Source organism: Streptomyces sp. NPDC036764, assembly GCF_055609385.1.
In genome coordinates, this window is sequence record NZ_JBVJPT010000001.1 from 1,243,533 (window position 1) to 1,268,551 (window position 25,019).

Here is a 25,019-nt window from a genome sequence, read left to right on the forward strand (position 1 = left end):
CGGGGACCTCACTGGGACGGAGCGGTGTAGAGGGGCAGACGGGGGTCGACGGGCTGGTCGGGCCAGGTGCCGCGGATCCAGGCGTGATCGGGGTGGTCGCAGATCAGCCAGGCGCGCTCGGCCTCGGGCCCCGCCATCACGTTGAGGTAGTACATGTGGTGGCCGGGCACGGCCATCGAGGGCCCGTGCCAGCCGTCGGGGATCAGTACGACGTCGCCGCCGCGCACCTCGGCCAGGACGTCGGTGTTCCGGCCGTGGCCGGACGGGGAGACGCGCTGGTAGCCGAGGCCGGGGGTGCCCTCGTGGTCGGCGAACTCGAAGTAGTAGATCTCCTCCAGCACCGACTCCTCACCGGGGCGGTGCTCGTCGTGCTTGTGCGGAGGGAAGGACGACCAGTTGCCGCCCGGCGTGATGACCTCGACCGCGATGAGCTTGTCGCACTCGAAGACCCCGGCCGCGCCGAAGTTGTTCACCTGACGGCTGCTGTTGCCGGTGCCGCGCAGCTCCACCGGCACCGACGACGCCGGTCCGTAGCGGGCGGGCAGCCGCCGCGAGCAGCGCGCGCCGGTCAGCGCGAACCGTCCGCCCTCGGTGGACGTCACGGTCGTACGGGCGTCCCGCGGCATATAGGCGAAGTCGGTGACCCCGCTGAACACGCCCTTTCTGCCGGACAGTTGGAAGGTGTCGTGGCCGAAATCGTCGGTCGCCTCGACCGTGCAGCCGCCGCTCAGCGGCAGCACGATCCACTCGCTGTCGCCGGTCTCGAAGGTGTGCGAGCCGCCGGGCGGCAGCTCGAGGACCTTCAGGCTGGAGTAGCCCCAGCCCGCCTTCTCGGGCGTGACGTCCACGACGTACGGGCCGCCGAGCGCCTTTCCCGCAGGAAGGTGATACGTCATTGCGTTCCTCCGCGTCACAGTCCGGGTCACAACAGGCCGACGGCCGTGTCCACCGCCGTCTCCACACTGCCCTCGCCCGGGTAGAGCAGCGAGCGGCCGACGACCATGCCCTGAACGGTGGGCAGCCGCAGCGCCTTGCGCCAGCGCTCGTACGCGCCCTCCTGGTCCTCCCCGACCTCGCCGCCCAGCAGGACGACGGGGAGCGTCGACGTCTCCAGGACCTCGGCCATGTCGTCGGGGTCGTCGGTGACGGGCAGTTTCAGCCAGGTGTAGGCCGACGTGCCGCCGAGGCCGGACGCGATGGCGATCGACCTGGTGACGGCCTCGGCGGACAGGTCGTTGCGCACCCTGCCGTCGACGCGCCGGGAGATGAACGGCTCGACGAACAGCGGCAGCCGCAGCGCGGCCATGGCGTCTATGGCACGGGCGGTCGACTCCAGGGTCGTCAGCGAACCGGGGTCGTCGTAGTCGATACGGACCAGCAGCTTGCCCGCGTCGAAGCGCAGCCGGGCGATGTCCTCGGCGCGGTGGCCGGTGAAGCGGTCGTCCATCTCGAAGGTCGCGCCGGCCAGGCCCCCGCGGTTCATGGACCCCATGACAACCTTGTCCTCCAGGACGCCGAGAAGCAGCAGGTCCTCCAGGATGTCCGCGGTGGCCAGCACTCCGTCGACGCCGGGCCGGGACAGTGCGATGCAGAGACGTTCCAGCAGATCGGCCCGGTCGGCCATGGCCAGGCGCCGGCCGCCGACGCCGAGGGCGCCGCGCGCCGGGTGGTCGGCGGCCACGATCATCAGGCGCCCGCTGTCGCCGATCAGCGGGCGGCGCACCCGGCGGGCCGCGGCCTCGGCGATCGCCTCGGGGTGCCGGGCTCTGATCGCGGTGAGGTCGGGGATGGTGATGCTCAAAGGAGGCTCCGTTTCAGGGGTGGCTCGGCCGGCCGTCATGACGCCCGCGCGAGGAGGTCGTCGACCTCGGACCCGGTGGGCATCGCGGAGGAACAGGCGAGGCGGGAGGCGACGAGCGCGCCGGCGGCGTTGGCGTACCGCATGACCTTCCCCAGCTCCCAGCCGGACAGCAGGCCGTGGACCAGCGAGCCGCCGAAGGCGTCGCCCGCTCCGAGCCCGTTGGCCACCTCGACCGGCACCGGCGGCACCTCGGCCTCCGTGCCGTCCCGGTGCACCGCCAGCACACCCTTGGGGCCCTGCTTGACGACCGCCAGCTCCACACCGGCCGCCAGCAGCGCCTCGGCGCACGCCCGGGGCTCACGGACGCCGGTGGCGACCTCGCACTCGTCGAGGTTGCCGACGGCGACCGTGGCATGCCGCAGGGCCTCGGCGTAGTACGGGCGGGCCTCGTCGGGATCGGACCAGAACATCGGGCGCCAGTCGAGGTCGAAGACCGTGGTGCCCGCCTTGTCGCGCGACTTCAGGGCGGCGAGGGTGGCCGAGCGGCTCGGCTCCTCGCTCAGCCCGGTGCCGGTGATCCAGAAGACACGGGCCGCCCGCACTGCCCAGTAGTCGAGCTCGTCGGAATGTATCTCCAGGTCAGGCGCCTTAGGCTGCCGGTAGAAATACAGCGGGAAGTCGTCGGGCGGGAAGATCTCGCAGAACGTCACGGGCGTCGGGTACGCCGCGACGGGCGTGACCCAGCGGTCGTCGACACCGAAGTCCCTGAGGGCTTGGTGCAGGTAGGTGCCGAACGGGTCGTCGCCGGTGCGCGTGATCACCGCGCTGGTGCGGCCGAGCCGGGCGGCGGCCACCGCGACGTTCGCGGCCGAGCCGCCGAGGAACTTTCCGAACGTCTCCACACGCGTCAAGGGGAGGCCGGACTGCAAGGGATAGAGGTCGACTCCTATTCTTCCCATCGTGATCAAGTCGAAGGACTTGGCTGAGTCGGCCATGCGCGATGCTCCTAGAACTGAACAGGGGTTGCGGGTCCCCAGGGGCCTGCCGCCTCCCAGGTGTAGGACGTGGAGGCCGACGCTGTCAATAGTTTGTACTTACATTCGGACCTGAGTGTGAAATGATGTCTTAACAAAGTATTGACAGCGGGCGCATCTAGGGATTGGATCCCGTCCCAGCGAACCCGCCGTGTTCCACGGCACAAGACCCGGACTTCTCCCACCGGTCCGGGCCCATGGATCCCAGTGATCCCGACCCTTTCCCCCGTCGCACACCCCGTCGCACAGTGAGGTGCAAGGAAAGATGGACCGCTCTTACTCCCGCTCCCGCAGGCTGGCCCCCGTGGTCGCCGTCGCCGCAGCCGCCGCTCTGACGCTCGCGGGCTGCTCCAGCAGCTCCGGCGGCAAGTCGGCCGAGGAGAGCGCGGAGGGCGCCTCCGCGGGCAAGGCCAACACTCCCCGCATGACGGTCGCACTGGTGACGCACCAGTCGCCCGGTGACACTTTCTGGGACATCGTCCGCAAGGGCGCCGAGGCGGCCGCCGCCAAGGACAACATCAAGCTGATCTACTCCGCCGACCCGAACGCCGGCAACCAGGCCAACCTGGTGCAGAACGCGATCGACCAGAAGGTCGACGGCATCGCGATCACCCTCGCCAAGCCGGACGCCCTCAAGGACGTCGTCAGCAAGGCGAAGAAGGCGAACATTCCGGTCGTCGGCCTCAACTCCGGCGTCAGCGAGTGGCAGAAGCTCGGCCTGATGGAGTTCTTCGGCCAGGACGAGACGGTGGCCGGCGAGGCGCTCGGCAAGCGGCTCAACGAGGCCGGCGCCAAGAAGGCCGTCTGTGTCATCCAGGAACAGGGCAACATCGGCCTCACCCAGCGCTGTGACGGGGTGAAGAAGACGTTCGAGGGCACGACCGAGACCCTGAACGTCAACGGCACGGACATGCCGTCCGTGAAGTCCACGATCACCGCCAAGCTCAAGACGGACAGCGACATCGACTACGTCGTCGCCCTCGGCGCCCCGTTCGCGCTGACGGCCGCGCAGTCCGTGGACGAGGCGGGCAGTAAGGCGAAGGTCGCCACCTTCGACCTCAACAAGGAACTGACCGGCGCGATCAGCAAGGGCGACATCGAGTTCGCCGTCGACCAGCAGCCCTACCTCCAGGGCTACCTGGCGATCGACTCCCTGTGGCTCTACAAGAACAACGGCAACTACATGGGCGGCGGCGAGGCACCGGTGCTGACCGGTCCGGCGTTCGTCGACAAGACGAACGTCGAGAAGATCGACGCGTTCGCCGCGAAGGGCACTCGGTGATGAGCATGACCCAACAGGCTGAGCCGGCGGTGACCACACCGCCGGCCTCCGGCCCCGGCAAGGAATCCGACGGGCGGACCCGCCAGCGGCCGCTGGCGCTGCGCCTCCTCGCCCGTCCCGAGGTGGGTGTCTTCCTCGGTGCTGTCGCGGTGCTGATCTTCTTCCTCATCACGGCCCCGGCCGTGCGTGACGGCAGCTCGATGGCGAACATCCTGTACCAGTCGTCGACGATCGGGATCATGGCGCTGCCCGTGGCCCTGCTGATGATCGGCGGCGAGTTCGACCTGTCCGCCGGTGTCGCCGTGATCACCTCGGCCCTGACCGCGAGCATGGTCAGCTACCAGTTGACGATGAACGTCTGGGTCGGCGTGATCGTCGCCCTGATCGTGTCCCTCGCGGTCGGTCTGTTCAACGGCTGGCTGCTGGTCAAGACCGGACTGCCGAGCTTCCTGGTCACGCTCGGTACGTTCCTGATCCTCCAGGGCGTGAACCTGGCGGTGACCAAGCTGGTCACCGGCAACGTCGCCACCGACGACATCAGCGACATGGACGGCTTCGACCAGGCCAAGGCGGTCTTCGCCTCGTCCTTCGACGTCGGCGGCGTACAGGTGAAGATCACCGTGGTGTGGTGGCTGGTCTTCGCGGCGCTGGCCACGTGGGTGCTGTTGCGTACCAAGTACGGCAACTGGATCTTCGCGGTCGGCGGCAACCAGGGCAGCGCCCGGGCCGTCGGTGTGCCGGTGACGTTCACGAAGATCTCGCTGTTCATGCTGGTCGGGTTCGGTGCCTGGTTCGTCGGCATGCACCAGCTCTTCTCGTTCAACACCGTGCAGTCCGGCGAGGGCGTGGGCCAGGAGCTCATCTACATCGCCGCGGCCGTCATCGGCGGCTGCCTGCTCACCGGTGGTGCCGGTTCCGCGATCGGGCCGGTCTTCGGCGCCTTCATGTTCGGCATGGTCCAGCAGGGCATCGTCTACGCCGGCTGGAACCCGGACTGGTTCAAGGCCTTCCTCGGCGTGATGCTCCTCGGCGCCGTTCTCATCAATCTGTGGGTCCAGCGCACGGCGACCCGGAGGTGACCCGAATGACCAGCAAAGAAACCGGCACCCACGGCGCCGTCCTCCAAGACGAGGCCCCCGTCACTGACGCCCCGATCGTCGAACTGCGCGGCGCGGGCAAGTCCTACGGCAACATCCGCGCCCTGCACGGTGTCGACCTGAAGGTGTTCCCCAGCCAGGTCACCTGCGTCCTCGGTGACAACGGCGCCGGCAAGTCGACCCTCATCAAGATCATCTCGGGTCTGCACCAGCACACCGAGGGCGACTTCCTCGTCGACAACGCACCCGTGCGCTTCTCCACTCCGCGCGAGGCGTTGGACAAGGGCATCGCGACGGTCTACCAAGACCTCGCCGTCGTCCCCCTGATGCCGGTCTGGCGCAACTTCTTCCTCGGCTCCGAGATGACCAAGGGCCCCTGGCCCGTGCGCCGTCTCGACATCGAGAAGATGAAGAAGACCGCCGACGAGGAACTGCGCAACATGGGCATCGTCCTGGACGACCTCGAACAGCCCATCGGCACCCTCTCCGGCGGCCAGCGCCAGTGCGTGGCCATCGCCCGCGCCGTCTACTTCGGCGCCCGCGTCCTCATCCTGGACGAGCCCACCGCCGCCCTCGGCGTCAAGCAGTCCGGTGTGGTCCTGAAGTACATCGCCGCCGCCCGCGACCGCGGCCTCGGCGTCATCTTCATCACCCACAACCCGCACCACGCCTACATGGTCGGCGACCACTTCAGCGTCCTGCGCCTGGGCACCATGGAACTGAACGCCTCCCGTGACGAGGTGAGCCTGGAAGAGCTGACCAACCACATGGCCGGCGGCACCGAACTCGCCGCACTCAAGCACGAACTGTCCCAGGTACGCGGCGTCGACGTCGAGGAACTCCCCGAAGCCTCCGACCTCACCGCACCCGTGGCCTCCTCGGAAGGGAAGTCCTGACATGGCCCCTGCGCTGGACCGTATCCGGGTCGGCTCGGCCCCCGACTCCTGGGGCGTCTGGTTCCCCGACGACCCCGTCCAGGTGCCCTGGGAACGCTTCCTCGACGAGGTCGCCGAGGCCGGCTACGACTGGATCGAACTGGGCCCGTACGGCTACCTGCCGACCGACCCGGCGCGTCTGACCGACGAGATCAACAAGCGCAACCTCAAGGTCTCGGCCGGCACGATCTTCACCGGCCTGCACCGCGGCCCCGCCGTCTGGGAGTCGACCTGGCAGCACGTCAGCGAGGTCGCCGCGCTCACCCAGGCCATGGGCGCAAAACACCTGGTCGTCATCCCGTCCTTCTGGCGGGACGACAAGACCGCCGAGATCCTGGAGCCGCCGGAGCTCACCGCCGAGCAGTGGGCCCACCTGACCAAGGGCATGGAGCGCCTCGGGCACGAGGTGAAGGAGACCTTCGGTCTCGACATCGTCGTGCACCCGCACGCCGACACGCACATCGACACCGAGGCCCACGTCGAGCGCTTCCTCGACTCGACCGACTCCGACCTGGTCAACCTCTGCCTGGACACCGGTCACTACGCCTACTGCGGCGGTGACAGCGTCAAGCTGATCGAGACCTACGGCGAGCGCATCGGTTACCTGCACCTCAAGCAGGTGGACCCGGAGATCCTCGCGGACGTGGTGAAGAACGAGATCCCGTTCGGACCCGCCGTCCAGCGCGGCGTGATGTGCGAACCCCCGTCCGGTGTACCGGCGTTGGGGCCGGTCCTGGAGGCGGCGCAGAAGCTCAACGTGGACCTGTTCGCGATCGTCGAGCAGGACATGTACCCCTGCGAGCCGGACAAGCCCATGCCCATCGCGGTCCGTACCCGCAAGTTCCTGAGGTCCTGCGGCGCCTGACGACCCGAAAGGACGGCCGATCACCATGACTCAGCGTCCGCACACGCTCGGAGTCGCAGTCATCGGTACCGGAAAGATGGGCGCGGACCATGTGCGCCGCATCCAGGAGGCCACCAGCGGGGCCCGGGTGACCGCCGTCGTGGACGTCGACGCGGAACGCGCCAAGTCGGTCGCGGCCCGTGTCGACGGCTGCACCGCCCACACCGACCCGGCCGCCGCGATGGCGTCGGCCGACGTCGACGCGGTGATCATCGCCTCGCCGGGGCCCGCCCACGAGGCGGCGCTCCTCACGGCATTCGAGCACGACCTGCCGGTGCTGTGCGAGAAGCCGCTCACCCCGGACGCGGCGTCCGCGCTACGGGTCCTGGAGGCCGAGCAGAAGCTGGGCCGGCGCCGGGTCCAGGTCGGCTTCATGCGGCGTTACGACGCCGAGTACATGAAGCTCAAGTCCGTACTGGAGACGGGCCAGTTGGGCCGCCCCCTGATGGTGCACAACCGGCACCGCAATGTCGCCAGCCCGCCCGGCTGGACCTCCGAGATGCTCATCAACGACTCCGTCACGCACGAGATGGACGTGACCCGCTGGCTGCTCGGCCACGAGATCACGGCCGTCACCGTGCTCGCCCCGACGCCGTCCGGGAACGCTCCGGACGGCATCCGCGACCCGCAGTTCGTCGTCTTCGAGACGGACGGCGGCGCGATCGTCGACGTGGAGATCTACGTCAACTGCGGCTTCGGCTACCAGGTCCAGGCCGAGGTCGTCTGCGAACGCGGCACCGCCCGCGTCGGCGACGGCCACGCCATGGTCACCAACGCGGCCGGCCGCTGGGGCGGCATCATCGCCCAGGACTACATCGAGCGCTTCGCCGACGCCTACGACCGTGAGGTCCAGGCGTGGGTGGACGCAACCAGGCGCGGCGAGGTCACCGGCCCGAGCGCCTGGGACGGCTACGCGGTGGCCGCGGTGTGCGAGGCGGGGGTACGGGCGCTGGAGGAGGGCGGCCGGGTCCCGGTGGACCTGGCCGAACGGCCCGCGCTGTACGCCTGACGACGAACAGGAGGGCCGGGGGAAGCTCCCCCGGCCCTCCTTCGCGCTGCGCGGTCAGCCCGCGAGCGTCGTGCGCGGCCGTGGCTCGAAGCCCGCCGCGCGGTAGGAATCGTCGATCAGGGACATCGTCGCGAGCGCGTCCTCCGCGTCCGGTCGGAGCGGCGCGTCCCGGCGGATGTGCGCGGCGAACGCCTCCAGTTGGTAGGTGTACGACGACCGCGTGCCCAGCCGCTCCGTGCGCTCGCCGTCCGCCGTACGCACCACGACCCGGTCGTCCAGGTGCGGCAGCACGAAGTTCGGCGCCAGCGCCTCGCCCCGCGAGCCGACGATCCGGCAGCTCATCTCCACCTCGTCGTACGCCATGTGGCAGCGCGCCGACGCGGTCGCCCCGCCCGGGAACTCCAGCTCGGCGTCCAGCCACTCGTCGACGCCGGGCGCGCCCGCCCGCTCCCCGCCACGCGCCGAGACCAGCCGTGGCGCGCCGCCCGCCCAGGGCGCGAGCATCCGCACCGCGTGCAGGCTGTAGCAGCCGAGGTCCATCAGTGCCCCGCCCGCGAGGGGGAGCGACCAGCGGGGGTCGGCGTCGCCGGGTGCCGGTATGGCCACGAGCGTCTCCACCCGCTGGAGCTCTCCCAGTTCACCGCTTTCGAGGATCTCGTGCAGGCGCCGGGTGACCGGGTGGAAGAGGTAGTGGAAGGCCTCCATGAAGACGCTCCCGGACTTGGCGGCCGCATCCCGTACCTCGGCCGCCTCCTCGGCGTTGCTCGCCGACGGCTTCTCCGACAGGACGTGCTTGCCGGCCGCGAGCGCGGCGAGGTTCCACGGTCCGTGCAGGCCGTTGGCGAGCGGGTTGTAGACGACCTCGACCTCGGGGTCGGCGAGCAGGTCGGCGTAGGAGTCCACCACCCGCTCCACGTCGTGCTCGTCGGCGAACGCCGCCGCGCGGGCCCGGTCGCGCGCGGCCACCGCCACGAGGCGGTGGCCGGTCGTCCGGGCCGGAGCGACGAGGGAGAGCTCGGTGATGCGTGCCGCGCCCAGCACACCGATGCGCAGCGGTTCCCGGCCCGAGTCGTTCATCCCTGCCGAACCTCCTCGATCGTCACCGGACGGTGCTCGTGCAGCGACAGTGTGCACGCGTCGGCGATCCAGCCCGCCTCCAGCGCGTCCTCGATGGTGCACGGGGAGGGCCGGGTGCCGGCCACGACCTCGGTGAACGCGGTGAGTTCGGCGCGGTAGGCCGCGGTGAAGCGGTCCATGAAGAAGTCGTGCGGGGTGCCCGCCGGGAAGGTCACGCCGGGCTCGACCGAACGCAGCGGCAGCTTGTCCTCCAGGCCGACCGCGATGGAGTCCGTGAAGCCGTGGATCTCCATGCGGACGTCGTAACCCCGGGCGTTGTGACGGGAGTTGGACACCACAGCGATGGTGCCGTCGTCGAGGGTGAGGATCGCGCCGGTGGTGTCGGCGTCGCCCGCCTCCTTGATGAAGTCGGCACCCCTGTTGCCGCCGACGGCGTACACCTCCGTCACCTCGCGGCCGGTCACCCAGCGGATGATGTCGAAGTCGTGCACCGAACAGTCCCGGAAGATGCCACCGGAGGCGGCGATGTACGCGGCGGGCGGCGGCGCCGGGTCCAGCGTCGTCGAGCGCACGGTGTGCAGCTTGCCCAGCTCGCCGCTCTGCACGGCGGCGCGGGCGTTGACGAACCCGGTGTCGAAGCGCCGGTTGTACCCGATCTGGATCGGGACGTCCGTGCCCTGGACGGCCCTCAGCACCTCGACGCCCTCGGCCATGGTCTTCGCGACGGGCTTCTCGCAGAAGACGGGGACGCCGGCCTCGACGCCGGCCAGGATCAGCGCGGGGTGGGCGTCGGTCGCGGCGGCGACGACGATGCCGTCCACACCGGCCGACAGCAGGGCCTCCGGCGAGTCCACGACCTCCGCGCCGAACCGGTCCGCGGCGGCCTTGGCGGCCTCCGCGAACGGGTCGGTGACGACGAGGGAGTCGACCGCGTCGAGTCCGGAGAGGGTCTCGGCGTGGAAGGCGCCGATGCGGCCGAGGCCGAGGATGCCGATTCGCATGGGTGTTGCTCCTTGAGATTGATGCGGGGGGTACTGCAGCGCCCTCAGGGGCGCGGGGAACTGCGAGACCGGCCACGACGGCGCCGCAGACGACCGGCGCCACATCGTGGCAACTCCTCAGTCGAGTCCTCCAAGTACGTTCTGATCCCAGTCGATCACCGAGCCGGTGACCACCCCGGACCGCTCCGACAACAGGAACACCACGAAGTCGGCGATCTCGTCGGGCTGGCCCAGCTTGCCCATCGGCAGCCTCGCGGCGGCCTCCTCACGCCAGTCGTCCCCGGCCCCGTGGAAGGCCTTCTGCGTGGCGTCCTCGCCCTCGGTCGCCGTCCAGCCGATGTTCAGGCCGTTGATCCGGATCCGGTCCCAGCGGTGCGCGTGCGCGGCGTTGCGAGTGAGCCCGATCAGGCCCGCCTTGGCGGAGACGTACGGCGCGAGGAACGACTGCCCGCCGTGCGCCGAGGACGTGATGATGTTGACGATCGTGCCGGGTGCCTTTCGGGCGACCATGTCCGTCACGGCGGCCTGCATGGCGAAGAACGGCGCCTTGAGGTTGATCGCGATGTGCTGGTCGAACAGTTCGGGCGTGGTGTCGAGCAGCGTGCCACGGGATGTCAGCCCCGCCGAGTTGACCAGGCAGTCGACCCGCCCGTAGGCGTCGACGACCTCGGCGACGGCCCCCTTGGCCTGCTCGGCGTCCGACAGGTCGGCCTGCACGAACATGGCCTTGGCGCCTTCGGCTGCCAGCTCGGCCACCAGGGCCTCACCGGGTTCCGGGCGCCGCCCGGTGACGGCCACGACCGCCCCCTCGCGGGCGGCCGCCCGCGCGATGGCGGCGCCGACGCCCTGGCTGCCGCCGTTGACGAGGACGACCTTGTCGTCGAGAAGTCCCATGTCTTTCCGGTTCCTTTCAGCTCTGGCGCCGCTCGGCGCCGACCCGCAGCTCGTCGCGCAGCGCCTTCGGGGTCCATGTCCCGGCCAGCGCACGGCGTACGACATCCGCCTGCGAGGGCGGCGCGAGGCCGTCGACCGGCGGGTCGCTGTCGAGGTTGGTGGGGAAGGGGTAGCCCTCGGCGCTCGCGGCGATCACGTTCGCCGTCCACGCCTCGTCCGCACCCTCGTTCGCACGCTTCAGCAGCACGGGGAACACGGCGTTCGCGACGGCCTCGCGGTCCACCGTCTCCATCGCCCGCCCGAACGCGGAGGACACCTGGAGCAGGTTCGCCATGCGCCGGATGTCCGCGGACCGGTTGGTGCCGGCCGCGTGGAACAGCGCCGGGTTGAAGAAGGCCGCGTCGCCCTTGGCGAGCGGGAGCTGGACGTGGTGCGCCTCGAAGTACTCCTGGAACTCCGGCAGCCGCCACGCGAGGTAGCCCGGCTCGTACGTCTGCGAGTACGGCAGGTACATCGTCGGCCCGGACTCCACCGGCATGTCGCAGTGCGCGACGGCGCCCTGGAGGGTGAGCACGGGGGAGAGGCGGTGGACGTGGGCCGGGTAGGCGGCCGCGGCCTCGTTGGAGAGGAAGCCCAGGTGGTAGTCGCGGTGCACACTCTGCGCCGCACCGCCCGGGTTGACCACGTTGACCTGCGAGGTCACCTGGTAGCCGGGCCCGAGCCAGGCGGTCGAGACCAGGGCCAGCACGTCGTTGGCGTAGTAGTCGGCGAACGCCTCGGGATCGTAGAGGGCCGCCTTCTCCAGCGCGTTCCAGACCCGGTCGTTGGCGCCCGGCTTGGCGAAGTGGTCCCCGGCCGTCGCGCCCGAGGCGTGCTGCTCGGCGATCAGGGCGTCGAACACCTCACTGAGCCGGTCGACGACGCCATGGTCGGCGAAGGCTCCACGGAAGACCACGATGCCCGGTCCGTCGGTCAGGGCACGGGCCAGTTCGGCCCGCACCGCACGGTCGTCCTCGGCCTTGCGCAGCCGGTCGCTGTCGTAGAGCAGGACATTGCGCTCCACCGAGCAGGCGTACGAGTAGTCGGCGAGGTCGGTCGTCCGTTCGACCAGCTCGCGGAAGTCTGCGAGGTCGCAGTCGCGCTCGGACAGCCAGGCCCGGCGGTGTACGGAGGTGAAGGACATCGGTGTCCTCTCGGTGACAGTGGCGACTCAGCGATGCCATTCTTGTCATGACAATCCCGTCGAACAACCAGCAGGCGACCATCAAAAACCCCTCAAGGAGCCGTCGCATGGGCCACCCTTTCCCGATCCGCGAGATCGCACGTCAGGCGGGCCTGAGCGAGGCCACGGTCGACCGGGTGCTCAACGGCCGGGGAGGGGTGCGGGAGAGCACCGCGCGGGAGGTCCAGCAGGCGATAGCCGATCTGGACCGGCAGCGCACCCAGGTGCGACTGCTGGGCCGCACCTTCATGGTCGACATGGTGGTGCAGGCGCCCGACCGGTTCACCACCGCCGTACGCGCCGCACTGGAGGCCGAGCTGCCGTCGCTGCACCCGGCGGTGGTGCGCTCGCGCTTCCACTTCCGCGAGACCGGGCCGGTGCCGGAGCTCACCCGGACGCTGGACCGCATCGCGCGGCGCGGCTCGCAGGGCGTGATCCTCAAGGCCCCGGACGTCCCCGAGGTGACCGCGGCCGTCGCCCGGCTCGCCGACGCCGGCATCCCGGTGGTGACCCTGGTGACCGACCTGCCCTCCACCGCCCGCCTCGCCTACGTCGGCATCGACAACCGGGCCGCGGGCGCGACCGCCGCCTACCTCATGGGCCAGTGGCTCGGCGACCGCCCCGGCAATGTGCTGACCAGCCTCAGCAGCGGCTTCTTCCGCAACGAGGAGGAGCGCGAGATGGGCTTCCGCAGCGCCATGCGGACCCTCCACCCCGACCGTACGCTCGTCGAGATCGCCGAGGGCCAGGGGCTGGATGCCACCCAGTACGACCTCGTGCGGGCCGCGCTGGAACGCGACCCGGACATCCGTGCCGTCTACTCGATCGGCGGCGGCAACATCGCCACGCTGAGGGCCTTCGAGGACGCCGGCCGCGAATGCGCCGTGTTCATCGCGCACGACCTCGACCACGACAACACCCGCCTGCTGCGCGAGCACCGCCTCTCCGCCGTTCTCCACCACGACCTGCGCCAGGACATGCGCGAGGCCTGCCACATCGTCATGCGGGCGCACGGGGCCCTGCCGCCGACGGGGCCGACGGGTCCTTCGGCGATTCAGGTGGTCACGCCGTACAACATGCCGAGTTAGGCGGTCTCGCGGCTGCGGGTGTGTTGCGGCTGCTCGAGCCCACGCGGCGGAGCCGCACATCGGTACAGCCCACCGCCCGTTGGGGCGCGCTGCTCGCCAGGGAAACCGATGCCGCACCGGCGGCGGAGCTCGTCCATCACCCGCGGGGCTGCGACCGAGTCGGCCAGCCTGTGACGTCGTGGCACGCGGCGAACTTACGTGGCGCCGATCACGCCCACCCGGACCGTCATGCCGGCACCTCCACGTCCACCCACGAACCGCTCTCGGCGGACCGGGACATGGCGTCCAGTACGGCGGCGCTGTGCACGGCGTCCGCGAGGGTCGCCCCGTGCGGGGTGCCCTCGGCGATCGAGCGCAGGAAGCGGTACGCCTCGATCACCTTCAGGTCGTCGTAGCCCATGCTCGTCGCGGCGCCCGGCTGGAACACGCCGTACTCGCCCTGCGCCGGGCCGACATAGAGCGTGCTGACCGGCTGGTCCTGATAGCTGGTGCCCCGGCTGATGCCGAGCTCGCCCATGCGGCGGAAGTCCCAGAACACCGCGCCCTTGGTGCCGTGCACCTCGAAGCCGTAGTTGTTCTGCTCACCGACCGACACCCGGCAGGCCTCCAGCACACCGCGGGCGCCGGAAGTGAAGCGCAGCAGGCAGTTGACGTAGTCCTCGTTCTCGACCGGGCCGAGCTCACCGGTGGCGAGGGTGTGCCCGGCGGTGGCGCCCGTCGGCCGGGCGCGCTCGGGTACGAAGATCGCGGTGTCGGCGGTCAGCGAGGCGATGTCGCCGAGCAGGAAACGGGCCAGGTCTGCGCCGTGCGAGGCGAGGTCGCCGAGCACGCCGCTGCCGCCGCGCTCACGCTCGTAGCGCCAGGTCAGAGCGCCCTGCGGATGGGCCGCGTAGTCGCTGAACAGCCGGACGCGGACATGCGTGACGGTGCCGATCTCACCGGAGGCGATCAGCTCGCGGGCGGTCTCGACGGCGGGTGCGTTGCGGTAGTTGAAGCCGACGGCGCTGTGCACGCCGGCCTTGGCCGCCGCGTCGGCCACCGCGCGGGCGTCCTCGGCGGTCAGGCCGACCGGCTTCTCGATCCAGATGTGCTTGCCTGCCTCGGCCATCGCCACGCCGATCTCCCGGTGCAGGAAGTTCGGCGCGGTGATGCTGACGGCCCGCACGCGCGGGTCGGCGGCGACGTCACGCCAGTCGCGGGTCGTCGAAGCGAACCCGAACTGCGCGGCGGCCTCCTCGGCCCGGCCGGGCACCTCCTCGGCGACGGTCAGGAGCTGTGGACGCAGGGACAGTTGCGGGTAGTGGTGCGGGACGCGGGCGTACGCCTGGGTGTGCACCCGTCCCATCCAGCCGAATCCGACGACGGCGACGCCGAGCGTGTCCACCATTGCAGCCCCTCTTTGGACCGGTCCATTTTCTGTCCAGGCCACCTTGGGTTCCCCCTGTGACCGGTGTCAACCCCTCTGGCACCTCTCCGGCTCCCTTTGACAAGGGCGGGTGCCTGTGGAACGGTCCATCTCCATGAGACCGCCGACGATTCGTGACGTGGCCGACCGGGCCGGCGTGTCCAAGTCGCTGGTCTCGCTCGTGCTGCGCGGCTCGGAGCAGGTGCGCCCGGAGAAGCGGGAAGCCGTCCTGCGGGCCGTGACCGAACTCGGCTACCGACCGAACGCCGCCGCGCGCAGCCTCAGTGAGCAGCGCACCCGCACGGTCGGCGTCCTCCTCAACGACCTGCGCAATCCCTGGTTCGTGGACATGCTGGAGGGCCTCAACTCCCTCCTGCACGACAACGGCCTGCACATGCTCCTGGCCGACGCCCGCCTCAACCGCCGCACCGGCCAGGATCCCGCCGGGCCCTTCCTGGACCTGCGGGTCGACGGCCTGGTCGTGGTCGGCACGCTGCCCGACCCGGCCGCGCTCGGAGCGGTCGCCGAACGGCTCCCGGTGGTGGTCGCGGGCGCGCGCGAGCCGGCGCTGCCGGGTGTGCACGTCGTCGCCAACGACGACGAGCGGGGCGCCCGCCTGGTCACCGAGCACCTCATCGGGCTGGGCCACCGGCGCATCGCGCACATCGCGGGGTACGGCGCGGTCGGCGAGCTGCGCCGCCGCAGCTTCGAGGCGACGATGCGGGCGCACGGCCTCGCGGACGAGGCTGTCATCGAGTCGAGCGACATGACCGAGGAGGGCGGCTACCGCACGACGGTCCGGCTGCTCAGCCGCACGGACCGGCCGACGGCCGTCTTCGCCGTGAACGACATCGCCGCGATCGGCGCGCTCTCGGCGGCCGAGGAGTCGGGACTACGGGTGCCGCGCGACCTCTCCGTCGTCGGCTACGACAACACGAGCATCGCCCGCCTGCGCCACGTCTGGCTCACCACCGTCGACAACGCCAGCCACGAGGTGGGCCGCCGCGCGGCCCGGTGCCTGCTCGACCGGTTCGAGGGCGCCACCGGGGCGGGCGAACTCCATCTCGCGGCGCCGACGTTGGAGATCCGGGGCACGACGGCGCCCCCGCTCACAGATTGATCGCGTAGGCCTTGCGCAGCGTCTCGTGCACCGTCCACGTCGTACGGTCGCCCTCGCGCAGTACGGCCATGTCGCCGGGCCCGACCTTCAGCGTCGGCCCGCCCTCGACCTCGATGGTGGCCGAGCCGCTGATCACGACGAACAGTTCGTCGGCCTCGGTGTCGGTGACCACGCCGGGCGTGATCTGCCAGATGCCCCGCACCTGACGGCCGTCCTGCGACTCCCACACCACCTTTCCGATCACCTCGGGCGTTCCGGAGACGATCTGTTCCGGGGCGAGGGGCTCGGGTTCGAGGTCGGCGTCGGGGATGTGCAGTACGAAGCTGTGCGTCATGCGGCCGACCCTAGCCGGGGCGGGCGGGGGAGCGGCCTGGACAGAGTGTGGGGTGTCGGCGGGGCCGGGCGGACACTCCGTCGGCATCACGGTCGAGCATCCATTCCCGCGCCACCCACGCGCCCTCCCTGCGTCCAATCTGGCGGACAAAATTGTTGACAATTCTGTTTGGCTAGATTTACGTTCGACAGGCACTCACTCAGGGAGGGCACATGCCGAAGGAAGCCCGTCCGGGCACCGGAGAGCAGGCCAAGCAGCATGCGCTCGCGCAGTTGCGGCAGGCGATCCTGCACGGCGAGATGGCACCGGCCCAGCGGCTGGTGGAGAACGAACTCGCCGAGCAGTTCGGTGTGACACGGGCCAGCATCCGTGCGGCACTCATCGATCTGGAGGCTCAGGGACTGGTCGAGCGGATCCGCAACCGTGGCTCACGGGTGCGGGTGGTGACCGTGGAGGAAGCGGTCGCCATCACCGAGTGCCGCATGGTGCTGGAGGGACTCTGCGCGGCCAAGGCGGCGGTCGTCGCCAGCGACGAGCAGTTGACCGTGCTGGCGGATCTGGGCACGGCCATGACCAAGGCCGTCAACGACGGCGAGCCGATGACGTACTCCGAGCTCAACCAGGAACTGCACGCCAGGATCCGGGAGTTCTCCGGCCAGCGGACGGCCGTGGAGCTGCTGGAGCGGCTCAACGCACAACTGGTGCGCCACCGCTTCCAGTTGGCGCTCAGGCCCGGTCGTCCGCAGCACTCCCTGAACGAGCACCTGGCCATGATCGAGACGATCCGGTCCAGGGACCCGCAGGCGGCCGAGGCGGCCGTCCGTGCCCATCTCACCAGCGTGATCGAGGCGTTGCGCGACTGACGCACACGCACCGGACGCGGGGGGAGGCGGGCGCCCACCTGTCCACCTAGGAGATCGCACCCATGACCCAGGCCAACGCGCCCGCCGTCCCACGTTCCACCCTCGTCATCACCGCGCACGCCGGCGACTTCGTGTGGCGGGCGGGCGGCGCCATCGCCCTGGCCGCCTCCCGGAGCGAGAAGGTCACCATCGCCTGCCTGACCTTCGGCGAGCGCGGCGAGTCCGCCAAGGCCTGGCGCGAGGGCAGGAAACTGGAGGAGATCAAGGCGATACGCCGAGACGAGGCCGAGCGCGCCGCCGCCACCCTCGGCGCCGAGGTCCGCTTCTTCGACGCCGGCGACTACCCGCTGCTCCCCACCGCCGAGCTGACCGACCGGCTCGTCGCCCTCTACCGCGACACCCGGCCCGACGTCGTCCTCACCCACCCGGCCGAGGACCCGTACAACGGCGACCACCCGGCCGCCAACCGCATGGCCGTCGAGGCCCGGATCCTCGCCCAGGCCATCGGCTATCCGGGCGACGGCGACGTCATCGGCGCCCCGCCCGTCTTCTACTTCGAGCCGCACCAGCCCGAGATGAGCGGCTTCAGGCCCGAGGTCCTGCTCGACATCACCGAGGTCTGGGACACCAAGCGGGCGGCCATGGAGTGCCTCGGCGCCCAGCGGCACCTCTGGGACTACTACACCGACCTCGCCGTCCGTCGCGGCGTCCAGCTCAAGCGCAACGCCGGCCCCAACCTGGGCCTGGCCCACAAGACGATGGCCGAGGCGTACATGCGCCCCTACCCGCAGATCGCGCAGGAGCTGGCATGAGCGGCGTCATCGTCACCAACCCGCCGAAGGCGGAGCTGAAGGACGTCGACGCGCTGGCCGGCTTCGGCGTCGCGACCGTGAGCGAGGCCATGGGCCGAACCGGCCTGCTGGGCCCGGGGATCCGCCCCGTCCAGCAGGGCGTACGGGTCGCCGGCACCGCCGTCACGGTACTGAGCTGGCCCGGCGACAACCTCATGATCCACGCGGCGGTGGAGCAGTGCGGCCAGGGCGACATCCTCGTCGTCACCACCACCTCGCCGTCCACCGACGGCCTCTTCGGCGAACTGTTCGCCACCGCTCTGCAGCAGCGCGGGGTGCGTGGAGTGGTCCTCAACACCGGGGTCCGCGACACCCAGGAGCTGCGCGAGATGGGCTTCGCCGCCTGGTCCCGCGCCGTCTCCGCGCAGGGCACCGTCAAGGCCACCGGCGGCTCGGTGAACGTGCCGGTCGCGATCGACGGCCAGGCCATCCGCCCCGGTGACGTGATCCTCGCCGACGACGACGGCGTCGTGGTCGTCCCCCGCGAGCGCGCCCGGGAGACGGTCGCCAAGGCCGAGGCCCGCGAGGCCAAGGAGGCCGCGACCCGCGCCGCTTTCCTCGACGGCCAACTCGGCCTGGACCGCTACGGGTTGCGGGAGACGCTCGTACGGCTGGGCGTCGTCTGCAAGTCGTACGACGAGTTCGTGCGGGACGAGTTCGTGCGGGACGAGTTCGTGCGGGACGAGTTCGTGCGGGACGAGTACGTGCGGGACGAGTACGTGCGGGACGAGTTCGTGCACGACGAGTTCGTGCGGGACGAGTGCGCGCGTGATGACTACGCGCGTGATGACCACGGTCGAGACGACCGCGGCGACGCGCGACGCGCCGGAGAGCCGTCGTGACCCGGCTGCCGCCCGCCGAGGTCCGCTGCATGCTGATGCGCGGCGGCACCTCCAAGGGCGCCTACTTCCTGGCCACGGACCTGCCCGCCGACCCCGCCGCCCGCGACGAGCTGCTGCTGCGGGTCATGGGCAGCCCGGACGAGCGGCAGATCGACGGCCTGGGCGGCGCGCACCCCCTCACCAGCAAGGTCGCCGTGGTGTCGCCCTCGGCCGATCCGCGGGCCGACGTCGACTACCTGTTCCTCCAAGTTGCCCTCGACCGGCCGAAAGTGAGTGCTCGTCAGAACTGCGGGAACATCCTCGCCGGAGTCGGCCCGTTCGCCGTGGAGCGCGGGCTCGTCCCGGCGGGGGAGGGGGAGACCTCCGTGCGGATCCGCATGGTCAACTCCGGTGACCTCGCCACTGCGACCTTTCCGACCCCCGGCGGCCGGGTCGACTACACCGGCGACGCCGAGATCTCCGGGGTGCCCGGCACCGCCGCCACCGTGGTGATCGAGTTCCCGCCCGGCGCCGGGAAGCTGCTGCCCACGGGCACGGCCCGCGACACCCTGGATGGCACGGCGGTGACCTGCGTGGACAACGGCATGCCGACCGTACTGATCACCGCGACGTCCCTCGGCATCACCGGCTACGAGACGCCCAAGGACCTGGAGGAGGATCTGACCCTCGCCGACCGGCTCCGCGAACTCCGCCTGGCGGCAGGCCACTTGATGGGACTCGGCGACGTCTCGGACGCCACCGTCCCCAAGCTCACCCTCCTCGCCCCGCCCCGCCACGGCGGCGCGATCACCACCCGCACCTTCATCCCGGTCCGCTGCCACACGTCGATCGGTGTGCTCGGCGCGGCGAGTGTCGCCGCCGGTCTGCGCGTCGAGGGCGGCGTCGGGGCGGATCTCACCCGCCTCCCTGACCGCGGCGACCGCATCCGTATCGAACACCCCACGGGATTCCTGGACATCGAGAGCAGCCTCGCCACCGACGCCGCGGGTCTTCCCACCGCCCGCCGTACGGCCGTCGTCCGTACCGCCCGAAAGATCTTCGACGGCACCGTCTTCCCCAGGCCCGCCGCACAACCCCAAGGAGGCCCCCGATGACCCCGCCGCTCGGCGACATCGCCCACATCGGCCACGCCCAGCTCTTCACCCCGGACCTGGACGCCAGCGTCGCCTTCTTCACCGACTACCTGGGACTCACGGTCAACGGACAGCGGGGCGACACCGTCTACCTGCGGACCTACGACGACTACGAGCACCACAGCCTGGTCCTCACCGCCCGCGACCAGCCCGGCCTCGGCCGCCTGGCCCTGCGCACCGCCGGCGAGGAGGCACTGCACCGCCGTGTCGAGGCCGTCGAGGCGGCGGGCGGCAGCGGCAAGTGGGTCGAGGACGAGCCCGGACTGGGCAGGCTGTACCTCACCACCGACCCCGACGGGCACGAACACGCCCTGTACTGGGAGAGCGAGTACTACCAGGCACCCGAGGAGCTACGGCCGGCGCTGAAAAACCAGCCGCAGGCCAAACCCAACCGGGGCGTCGGCGTACGGCGCCTGGACCACGTCAACTTCCTCGCCGCCGACGTGCTCGCCAACGCCGAGTTCCAGCAACAGGTGCTGGGCGCCCGGCCCACGGAGCAGATCCGGCTCGACTCCGGCCGCGTCGCGGCGCGTTGGCTGACGTACACGAACAAGTCGTACGACGTCGTCTACACCTCGGACCGGACCGGCTCCAGCGGCCGGCTGCACCACATCGCCTTCGCGACCGACACCCGCGAGGACGTCCTGCGCGCCGCCGACCTCGCCATCGACACCGGCGTGTTCATCGAGACGGGCCCGCACAAGCACGCCATCCAGCAGACGTTCTTCCTGTACGTCTACGAGCCCGGCGGCAACCGCATCGAGCTGTGCAACCCGCTCACCCGTCTCGTGCTGGCCCCGGACTGGCCGCTGATCACCTGGACCGAGGCCGAGCGGGCCAAGGGGCAGGCGTGGGGCCTGAAGACGATCGAGTCCTTCCACACCCACGGGACACCTCCGGTCGCCTGAGACGGCACCCCTGCGCCAGGCGCTTCCTTCAAGCACCCTGGATTGTCGCTGAGATTGTTGACAAAAATGTTGACTCTCCCGCGCTCCGCTCCTTAGCGTCTGGCGCACAACGCGCGAGAGGAAAACAAGGATGTCCTCCTCCCCCTCCCCATCCGTTCGCGGCGGCAGACTGGCCGTGGTGGCCGTCGGTCTGTGCTGGCTGGCCGTCCTCTTCGACGGCCTGGACATGTTCATCTACGGCTCGGTGCTGCCCCACATGCTGGCCGAGAAGGCCCTCGGGCTGACCCCCGCGAGAAGGCCCTCGGGCTGACCCCCGACCAGGCCGGTGACCTGGGCAGTTACGCCACCTTCGGCATGCTGGTGGGCGCCCTGACGGCGGGCACGGTCGCCGACCGGATCGGCCGCAGGAAGCTGATGGTGGCCTGCGTCGCACTGTTCTCGCTGGCGTCCGCGCTGTGCGCGATGGCGGGCAGCGTCGCGGTGTTCGGCCTCGGCCGGACCCTCGCCGGCATCGGCCTCGGCGGTCTGCTGCCGACCGCGATCAGCATGGTCTGCGACTACGCCCCGCGCGGCCGCGGCGCCCTCACCATCGGCATGCTGATGACCGCCCACCACGCGGGCGGCATCCTCTCCGCCTACGTCGCCCTGTGGATCGTCGAACCCCTCGGCTGGCGGACCGGTTCGGTGCCCCGCGGATCTCGGCGATCTGGTTCGCGCTGACCGCCGCCGGGGTCTTCCTGCTGAGCATTCACATGCCGCTGGCACTCACCTTCACGGTGGTGTTCCTGACCGGCGTGTTCCTCAACAGCGCGCAGACCATGATCTACGCGACGGTCTCGATCCGCTCCGGCCCCGAGAACCGGGCCACCGCCGTCGGCTGGACCTCGGGCATGGGCCGCTTCGGTGCCGTCTTCGGGCCATGGCTCGGCGGCCAGTTGCTCGCAGCGGACAAGGGCGACTGGGGCTTCACCGCCTTCGCCCTCGCGGGCCTGTCTTCCATGGTCTTCATCGGGATCGCCGCGCTGCGCGGCTCCAGGAGGACGGCCGCCAGCGGCAGCGAACAGGAGCTGATCGCCGCTCACTGACCGGCGGACGCCGACCCTCGGGGGGAGAGAAACGAGGCGCCGCTCGCCACGGCCGTGCGGCGAGCGGCGTCCGTCATATCAACTGGCCCGTCATATGTACAGATGGTCCGAACTGGGTTATACGACGGTCTCGCGTATTGTTGCGTCATATGCCCGCTGTGACGCGTGGCGGCTCTCGGGACGTCGGGGGTAAGTGAGTTGAACTTGAAGGGGGACGGGGGACGTGGTGGCACTTCTCGCAGTGGTGGCCGTCGTCGGATACATGGCCAAGGCCGGCCTGCCCTGGTGGGTGGTCGCGACCGTGGCCCTGTTGACGGCGGGATTCGCGGCGGGGGTGTCCGGGAGCCCGACCCGAGGCGCCAGAGGCGCGACGCCGTCCGGCCCGGCCGCACAGCCGGCCATGCCGCCGATGGACGACATGGAGGCGGACGCCCCGCCGGTCGGGGTGAACGCAGGGGTGGCGGCCCCGGACGGATGGGACACGCCGGCGCCGACCGCGGGGTCGGACCGTGCCCTCAGGTGAGCCGACCGCCCGCGGACTCCCGCAGATGCCGGGCGATGAGCGCGTAGACCTCTCGTGCCGCGGCGTCGTTCTTCCCGTCGTACCCGTGATCGAAGCCGGCCACGTCGTGGTGCTCGACCAGCGCCCCGGCCCGGCGCAGCCGCTCGGCGTAACGCTCGCCCTCGGCCCGCAGCAGGTCGTACTCGGCCGTGATCAGCAGCGCCGGAGCGATGCCCTTCAGGTCGGCGGTGTCCGAGGGATGTGCCGGGGAGGCGAGCCGGTCGGTGCGCTGCCGGACGTCCGGGATGTACGACGTGTCGAAGACGTCGGCCATCCAGGGCCGCAGCATCGGCTTGGCGGCGGCGGCGCGCTTGTCGCGGGCGTTCGTCGCCAGGTCGAGCGGGGGATAGTGCAGCACCTGAAGGGCGATCGAGGGTCCGCCCTCTTCGAGTGCCTGCCGCGCCACGGCCGCCGCGAGCCCGCCCCCGGCGCTCTGCCCGCCCACGGTGAGCCGCTCGCCGTCCCAGCCCTCCTCGGCACCGTGCTCGGCGACCCACCGGACCACCTCGTACGCCTGCCGCGGCGGGCCCGGGAACGGATGCTGCGGGGCAACGGCATAGTCCACGTTGATCACGACCGCCCCGGCCTCGACCGCGAGCAGACGGCACAGCGGGTCGTCGATCTCGGTGAGCGTCATGACATAGCCACCGCCGTGGAAGTTGACGTGCACCGGCGGAGCGGGTTCGTCGTTCGGGGGCAGATACACGGTGGCGCGGGCGGGCGCGATCGACGTGGGAATCGTCAACTCGCGTACCTTGCGCGGATATTCGGGAAACCGCGCATGCCAGGGCGAGACGGCCTTCCGGCCGGCGGCACGGCGCTCCGCCATCACGGTCACACGCTGCATCACCTTGGCGACCAGAGCGGCCACCGAGGGCCGGGCCAACACAGACATACGGCTCCGATCGGTCGCGGCCCGCGGGGCCGCCCAGTCCACTGTGAGACTCTGTTGAGTTAGGCAATTATAGGCGCCGACAATTATGGGTCAAGGCCTGAGCCACGTCGGGGCGGGCGCGTACATGAGGTAGTGTTGACCTGCGTGATCACGCGGTACGCCGCGTGACGGGCACCGGGACGTGGCGCAGCTTGGTAGCGCACTTGACTGGGGGTCAAGGGGTCGCAGGTTCAAATCCTGTCGTCCCGACTGGAGTCCGCTCCGTAGTCGCAGGCAAGGGCCCTGTCTCACATCATGTGAGACAGGGCCCTTGATCGTTTCTGAGCTCTCGTCTCACAATTTCTCACCCTTGGAAACGGGTCACAGTCGAACGACGACGAGGGCGATGTCGTCCCGTCGGCTGCCGCCGGTGACGCAAAGGTGGGCCAGCAGTCCGTCGGCGAGTCCTTCCACTGGGAGGGTGCCGTGCTGGGCCAGGGCATCGGTCAGCCGGGCCAGGCCCGTATCGATGTCTTCGCCGCGGCGCTCGATGAGCCCGTCGGTGTAGAGCACGAGAGTGTCCCCCGGGGTGTAGGGCAGTCCGGCCTGAGGACGGGGGACATGATCTGGTCGAGCACCTAGCGGCGGGTCGGTTGCCTGGTCCAGCAGATGCCAACTGCCGTCTGGATGGAGCAGTATCGGCGGCGGGTGACCTGCGTTGCTGTAGATGATCAGCCGGCTGCGCGGGTCGATGAGTACCTTGACCACGGTGGTGGCCAGGGCGCCGTCGACCGCCCTGGCATACAGGCCCAAGACCTCCAGCGCCTGTGCGGGGCTAGGAACGGCCCGAATGGCTGCGCTCAGGGCGCTGCGCAGCATGCCCATGACGGCGGCAGCCTCAAGGCCGTGGCCGACGACGTCCCCGACGGCGATGGCGTAGCGGTCGGGCGGCAGGTCGACCACGTCGTACCAGTCGCCGCACACGTTGAGCGATCCACTGGCCGGCAGGTAGCGCACGGCGATGTCCCGGTCGTGCCTGACCAGGTCTGGCGAGCGGAGCATGACCTCCTGCAGAGTGACGGCAACTTCGCGTTCGCGGGCATGCGCCTGACGAAGCTGCTCATTGAGCTGTTCCAGATGGCGCGACCGGCCATACACCTGAGCCGCAATCCCTGTCGCCTGGTTGCTCAGCGGCTGGGCGAGCTCATGGATGACAGGGGAACGCATGAACTCGGTGACGTCGTCGGCCCGCGCGATGATCCACTTCACCGTGCCGTCCGGCCCCAGGACCGGGCTGGACATCCCGCACCACCATCGCTCCTCAAGTTCACCTGGGCGGCCGGCGACGGGAATGTCGAATCGCTTCGGTGCCACGACATCGGGCTCGCGGGAGTCGAGCACGCGCTGGAGTGAGGCGCCGAAGTCACGCGCCGCGTCCGGCGCGGCAGGAGTGTCCGGGAACGCCTCCAGGATGGGCTGCCCGACCAGCTCCTCGCGGGTCCTGCCGGTGACCTGAAGGTAGGCCCGGTTGGCGTAGCGGACCACCAGATCGGCGTCCAGCACCAGGTACGAGTTCGGCGCGGCGTCGAACAGCTCCGCGAAATCGATCTCCGCTGTCGTCACGCGCGTGACCTGCCGATCTTTACGAGCGCGACCGTTTCATCTCCAATCTACGAGGTGTCCGCCAGATGCGCCCGA

26 protein-coding genes, 1 tRNA gene and 1 pseudogene are annotated in these 25,019 nt (G+C 70.4%); 17 read left to right on the forward strand and 11 right to left on the reverse strand.

Annotation, left to right across the window (positions count from 1 at the left end):
- Positions 1 to 8: 8 nt before the first annotated feature.
- From iolB to iolC, 3 genes are read right to left on the reverse strand one after another with little or no spacing between them, the layout of a single operon-like run.
- Positions 9 to 896 carry a 5-deoxy-glucuronate isomerase gene (gene iolB / locus ACZ69Q_RS05360; protein WP_471036643.1) on the reverse strand — a complete coding sequence of 296 codons (888 nt, stop codon included), beginning with the start codon at positions 894 to 896 and terminating at the stop codon, positions 9 to 11.
- Positions 897 to 922: 26 nt separating this feature from the next.
- On the reverse strand, positions 923 to 1,801 hold the full coding sequence (locus ACZ69Q_RS05365; RefSeq protein WP_471036646.1) for a Cgl0159 family (beta/alpha)8-fold protein: 879 nt from the start codon (positions 1,799 to 1,801) through the stop codon (positions 923 to 925).
- 35 nt (positions 1,802 to 1,836) lie between these two features.
- On the reverse strand, positions 1,837 to 2,796 hold the full coding sequence (iolC, locus tag ACZ69Q_RS05370; RefSeq protein ID WP_471036648.1) for a 5-dehydro-2-deoxygluconokinase: 960 nt from the start codon (positions 2,794 to 2,796) through the stop codon (positions 1,837 to 1,839).
- A 304-nt stretch (positions 2,797 to 3,100) separates the two neighbouring features.
- Between iolC and ACZ69Q_RS05375 the strand changes: the two genes are divergently transcribed.
- The 5 genes from ACZ69Q_RS05375 to ACZ69Q_RS05395 are packed head-to-tail and all read left to right on the forward strand — an operon-like array spanning position 3,101 to position 8,062.
- Positions 3,101 to 4,117: a sugar ABC transporter substrate-binding protein gene (locus tag ACZ69Q_RS05375; protein WP_471036649.1), complete on the forward strand. Its 1,017-nt coding sequence runs from the start codon at positions 3,101 to 3,103 to the stop codon at positions 4,115 to 4,117.
- Positions 4,117 to 5,196 carry an ABC transporter permease gene (locus ACZ69Q_RS05380; RefSeq protein ID WP_471036650.1) on the forward strand — a complete coding sequence of 360 codons (1,080 nt, stop codon included), beginning with the start codon at positions 4,117 to 4,119 and terminating at the stop codon, positions 5,194 to 5,196. Before ACZ69Q_RS05375 ends, ACZ69Q_RS05380 begins: the two co-directional genes overlap by 1 nt.
- A 5-nt stretch (positions 5,197 to 5,201) precedes the next feature.
- The gene (locus tag ACZ69Q_RS05385; protein WP_471036653.1) at positions 5,202 to 6,110 is read left to right on the forward strand and encodes an ATP-binding cassette domain-containing protein; all 909 of its coding nucleotides are present in this window, start codon (positions 5,202 to 5,204) and stop codon (positions 6,108 to 6,110) included.
- Between the two features lies 1 nt (position 6,111).
- Positions 6,112 to 7,014: a sugar phosphate isomerase/epimerase family protein gene (locus ACZ69Q_RS05390; protein ID WP_471036656.1), complete on the forward strand. Its 903-nt coding sequence runs from the start codon at positions 6,112 to 6,114 to the stop codon at positions 7,012 to 7,014.
- Positions 7,015 to 7,039: 25 nt separating this feature from the next.
- Positions 7,040 to 8,062 (forward strand): Gfo/Idh/MocA family protein, encoded by a 1,023-nt coding sequence (locus tag ACZ69Q_RS05395; protein WP_471036660.1) that lies wholly within the window; start codon positions 7,040 to 7,042, stop codon positions 8,060 to 8,062.
- Between the two features lie 54 nt (positions 8,063 to 8,116).
- On the opposite strand, the gene ACZ69Q_RS05400 is transcribed toward ACZ69Q_RS05395, so the two are convergent.
- The 4 genes from ACZ69Q_RS05400 to ACZ69Q_RS05415 form a co-directional block, all read right to left on the reverse strand.
- Positions 8,117 to 9,139: a Gfo/Idh/MocA family protein gene (locus ACZ69Q_RS05400; protein ID WP_471036663.1), complete on the reverse strand. Its 1,023-nt coding sequence runs from the start codon at positions 9,137 to 9,139 to the stop codon at positions 8,117 to 8,119.
- The gene (locus ACZ69Q_RS05405; RefSeq protein ID WP_471036666.1) at positions 9,136 to 10,140 is read right to left on the reverse strand and encodes a Gfo/Idh/MocA family protein; all 1,005 of its coding nucleotides are present in this window, start codon (positions 10,138 to 10,140) and stop codon (positions 9,136 to 9,138) included. The genes ACZ69Q_RS05400 and ACZ69Q_RS05405 overlap by 4 nt, the downstream gene beginning before the upstream one ends.
- Before the next feature lie 117 nt (positions 10,141 to 10,257).
- Entirely contained in the window at positions 10,258 to 11,034 is a 777-nt protein-coding gene (locus ACZ69Q_RS05410) for an SDR family oxidoreductase (RefSeq protein ID WP_471036670.1), read from the reverse strand.
- A 16-nt stretch (positions 11,035 to 11,050) separates the two neighbouring features.
- A complete protein-coding gene (locus ACZ69Q_RS05415) occupies positions 11,051 to 12,217 on the reverse strand; it encodes a phytanoyl-CoA dioxygenase family protein (RefSeq protein WP_471036673.1) in 1,167 nt (388 codons plus the stop codon).
- Positions 12,218 to 12,324: 107 nt separating this feature from the next.
- Here ACZ69Q_RS05415 and ACZ69Q_RS05420 point away from each other — a divergent pair, with 107 nt between their 5' ends.
- Complete coding sequence (locus ACZ69Q_RS05420; RefSeq protein ID WP_471036677.1) at positions 12,325 to 13,344, forward strand: LacI family DNA-binding transcriptional regulator; 1,020 nt, start codon at positions 12,325 to 12,327, stop codon at positions 13,342 to 13,344.
- Between the two features lie 226 nt (positions 13,345 to 13,570).
- Here ACZ69Q_RS05420 and ACZ69Q_RS05425 read toward each other — a convergent pair whose 3' ends face one another.
- Entirely contained in the window at positions 13,571 to 14,731 is a 1,161-nt protein-coding gene (locus tag ACZ69Q_RS05425; RefSeq protein WP_471036681.1) for a Gfo/Idh/MocA family protein, read from the reverse strand.
- 133 nt (positions 14,732 to 14,864) lie between these two features.
- Here ACZ69Q_RS05425 and ACZ69Q_RS05430 point away from each other — a divergent pair, with 133 nt between their 5' ends.
- Positions 14,865 to 15,869: a LacI family DNA-binding transcriptional regulator gene (locus ACZ69Q_RS05430; RefSeq protein WP_471036685.1), complete on the forward strand. Its 1,005-nt coding sequence runs from the start codon at positions 14,865 to 14,867 to the stop codon at positions 15,867 to 15,869.
- Here the strand turns inward: ACZ69Q_RS05430 and ACZ69Q_RS05435 are convergent.
- A complete protein-coding gene (locus ACZ69Q_RS05435; protein WP_471036688.1) occupies positions 15,859 to 16,203 on the reverse strand; it encodes a cupin domain-containing protein in 345 nt (114 codons plus the stop codon). The two genes, ACZ69Q_RS05430 and ACZ69Q_RS05435, sit on opposite strands and share 11 nt — an antisense overlap.
- Before the next feature lie 212 nt (positions 16,204 to 16,415).
- Between ACZ69Q_RS05435 and ACZ69Q_RS05440 the strand changes: the two genes are divergently transcribed.
- From ACZ69Q_RS05440 to ACZ69Q_RS05480, 9 genes and pseudogenes are all read left to right on the forward strand, one after another.
- Positions 16,416 to 17,066, forward strand: coding sequence for a GntR family transcriptional regulator (locus tag ACZ69Q_RS05440; RefSeq protein WP_471036692.1), 651 nt, complete (start codon positions 16,416 to 16,418; stop codon positions 17,064 to 17,066).
- 62 nt (positions 17,067 to 17,128) lie between these two features.
- Entirely contained in the window at positions 17,129 to 17,878 is a 750-nt protein-coding gene (locus ACZ69Q_RS05445; protein WP_471036696.1) for a PIG-L deacetylase family protein, read from the forward strand.
- Positions 17,875 to 18,561, forward strand: a pseudogene (locus ACZ69Q_RS05450) (4-carboxy-4-hydroxy-2-oxoadipate aldolase/oxaloacetate decarboxylase); the annotation flags it as partial. The gene ACZ69Q_RS05445 and the pseudogene ACZ69Q_RS05450, both read left to right, overlap by 4 nt.
- A 227-nt stretch (positions 18,562 to 18,788) precedes the next feature.
- Positions 18,789 to 19,853 (forward strand): 4-oxalomesaconate tautomerase, encoded by a 1,065-nt coding sequence (locus ACZ69Q_RS05455; RefSeq protein WP_471040088.1) that lies wholly within the window; start codon positions 18,789 to 18,791, stop codon positions 19,851 to 19,853.
- Positions 19,850 to 20,800: a catechol 2,3-dioxygenase gene (locus tag ACZ69Q_RS05460; protein ID WP_471036699.1), complete on the forward strand. Its 951-nt coding sequence runs from the start codon at positions 19,850 to 19,852 to the stop codon at positions 20,798 to 20,800. The genes ACZ69Q_RS05455 and ACZ69Q_RS05460 overlap by 4 nt, the downstream gene beginning before the upstream one ends.
- Positions 20,801 to 20,930: 130 nt before the next feature.
- Positions 20,931 to 21,110: a hypothetical protein gene (locus tag ACZ69Q_RS05465; protein WP_471036703.1), complete on the forward strand. Its 180-nt coding sequence runs from the start codon at positions 20,931 to 20,933 to the stop codon at positions 21,108 to 21,110.
- A 44-nt stretch (positions 21,111 to 21,154) separates the two neighbouring features.
- Positions 21,155 to 21,520, forward strand: coding sequence for an MFS transporter (locus ACZ69Q_RS05470; RefSeq protein ID WP_471036706.1), 366 nt, complete (start codon positions 21,155 to 21,157; stop codon positions 21,518 to 21,520).
- Positions 21,448 to 21,885: an MFS transporter gene (locus tag ACZ69Q_RS05475; RefSeq protein WP_471036710.1), complete on the forward strand. Its 438-nt coding sequence runs from the start codon at positions 21,448 to 21,450 to the stop codon at positions 21,883 to 21,885. Before ACZ69Q_RS05470 ends, ACZ69Q_RS05475 begins: the two co-directional genes overlap by 73 nt.
- Positions 21,886 to 22,108: 223 nt before the next feature.
- Positions 22,109 to 22,408, forward strand: a complete 300-nt coding sequence (locus tag ACZ69Q_RS05480; protein ID WP_471036711.1) for a hypothetical protein — start codon at positions 22,109 to 22,111, stop codon at positions 22,406 to 22,408.
- Here ACZ69Q_RS05480 and ACZ69Q_RS05485 read toward each other — a convergent pair.
- The gene (locus ACZ69Q_RS05485; RefSeq protein WP_471036715.1) at positions 22,401 to 23,342 is read right to left on the reverse strand and encodes an alpha/beta hydrolase; all 942 of its coding nucleotides are present in this window, start codon (positions 23,340 to 23,342) and stop codon (positions 22,401 to 22,403) included. The two genes, ACZ69Q_RS05480 and ACZ69Q_RS05485, sit on opposite strands and share 8 nt — an antisense overlap.
- Positions 23,343 to 23,517: 175 nt before the next feature.
- Here ACZ69Q_RS05485 and ACZ69Q_RS05490 point away from each other — a divergent pair.
- Positions 23,518 to 23,591, forward strand: a tRNA-Pro gene (locus ACZ69Q_RS05490).
- Positions 23,592 to 23,702: 111 nt separating this feature from the next.
- On the opposite strand, the gene ACZ69Q_RS05495 is transcribed toward ACZ69Q_RS05490, so the two are convergent.
- Positions 23,703 to 24,944 (reverse strand): PP2C family protein-serine/threonine phosphatase, encoded by a 1,242-nt coding sequence (locus ACZ69Q_RS05495; RefSeq protein ID WP_471036719.1) that lies wholly within the window; start codon positions 24,942 to 24,944, stop codon positions 23,703 to 23,705.
- Between the last annotated feature and the right edge of the window lie 75 nt (positions 24,945 to 25,019).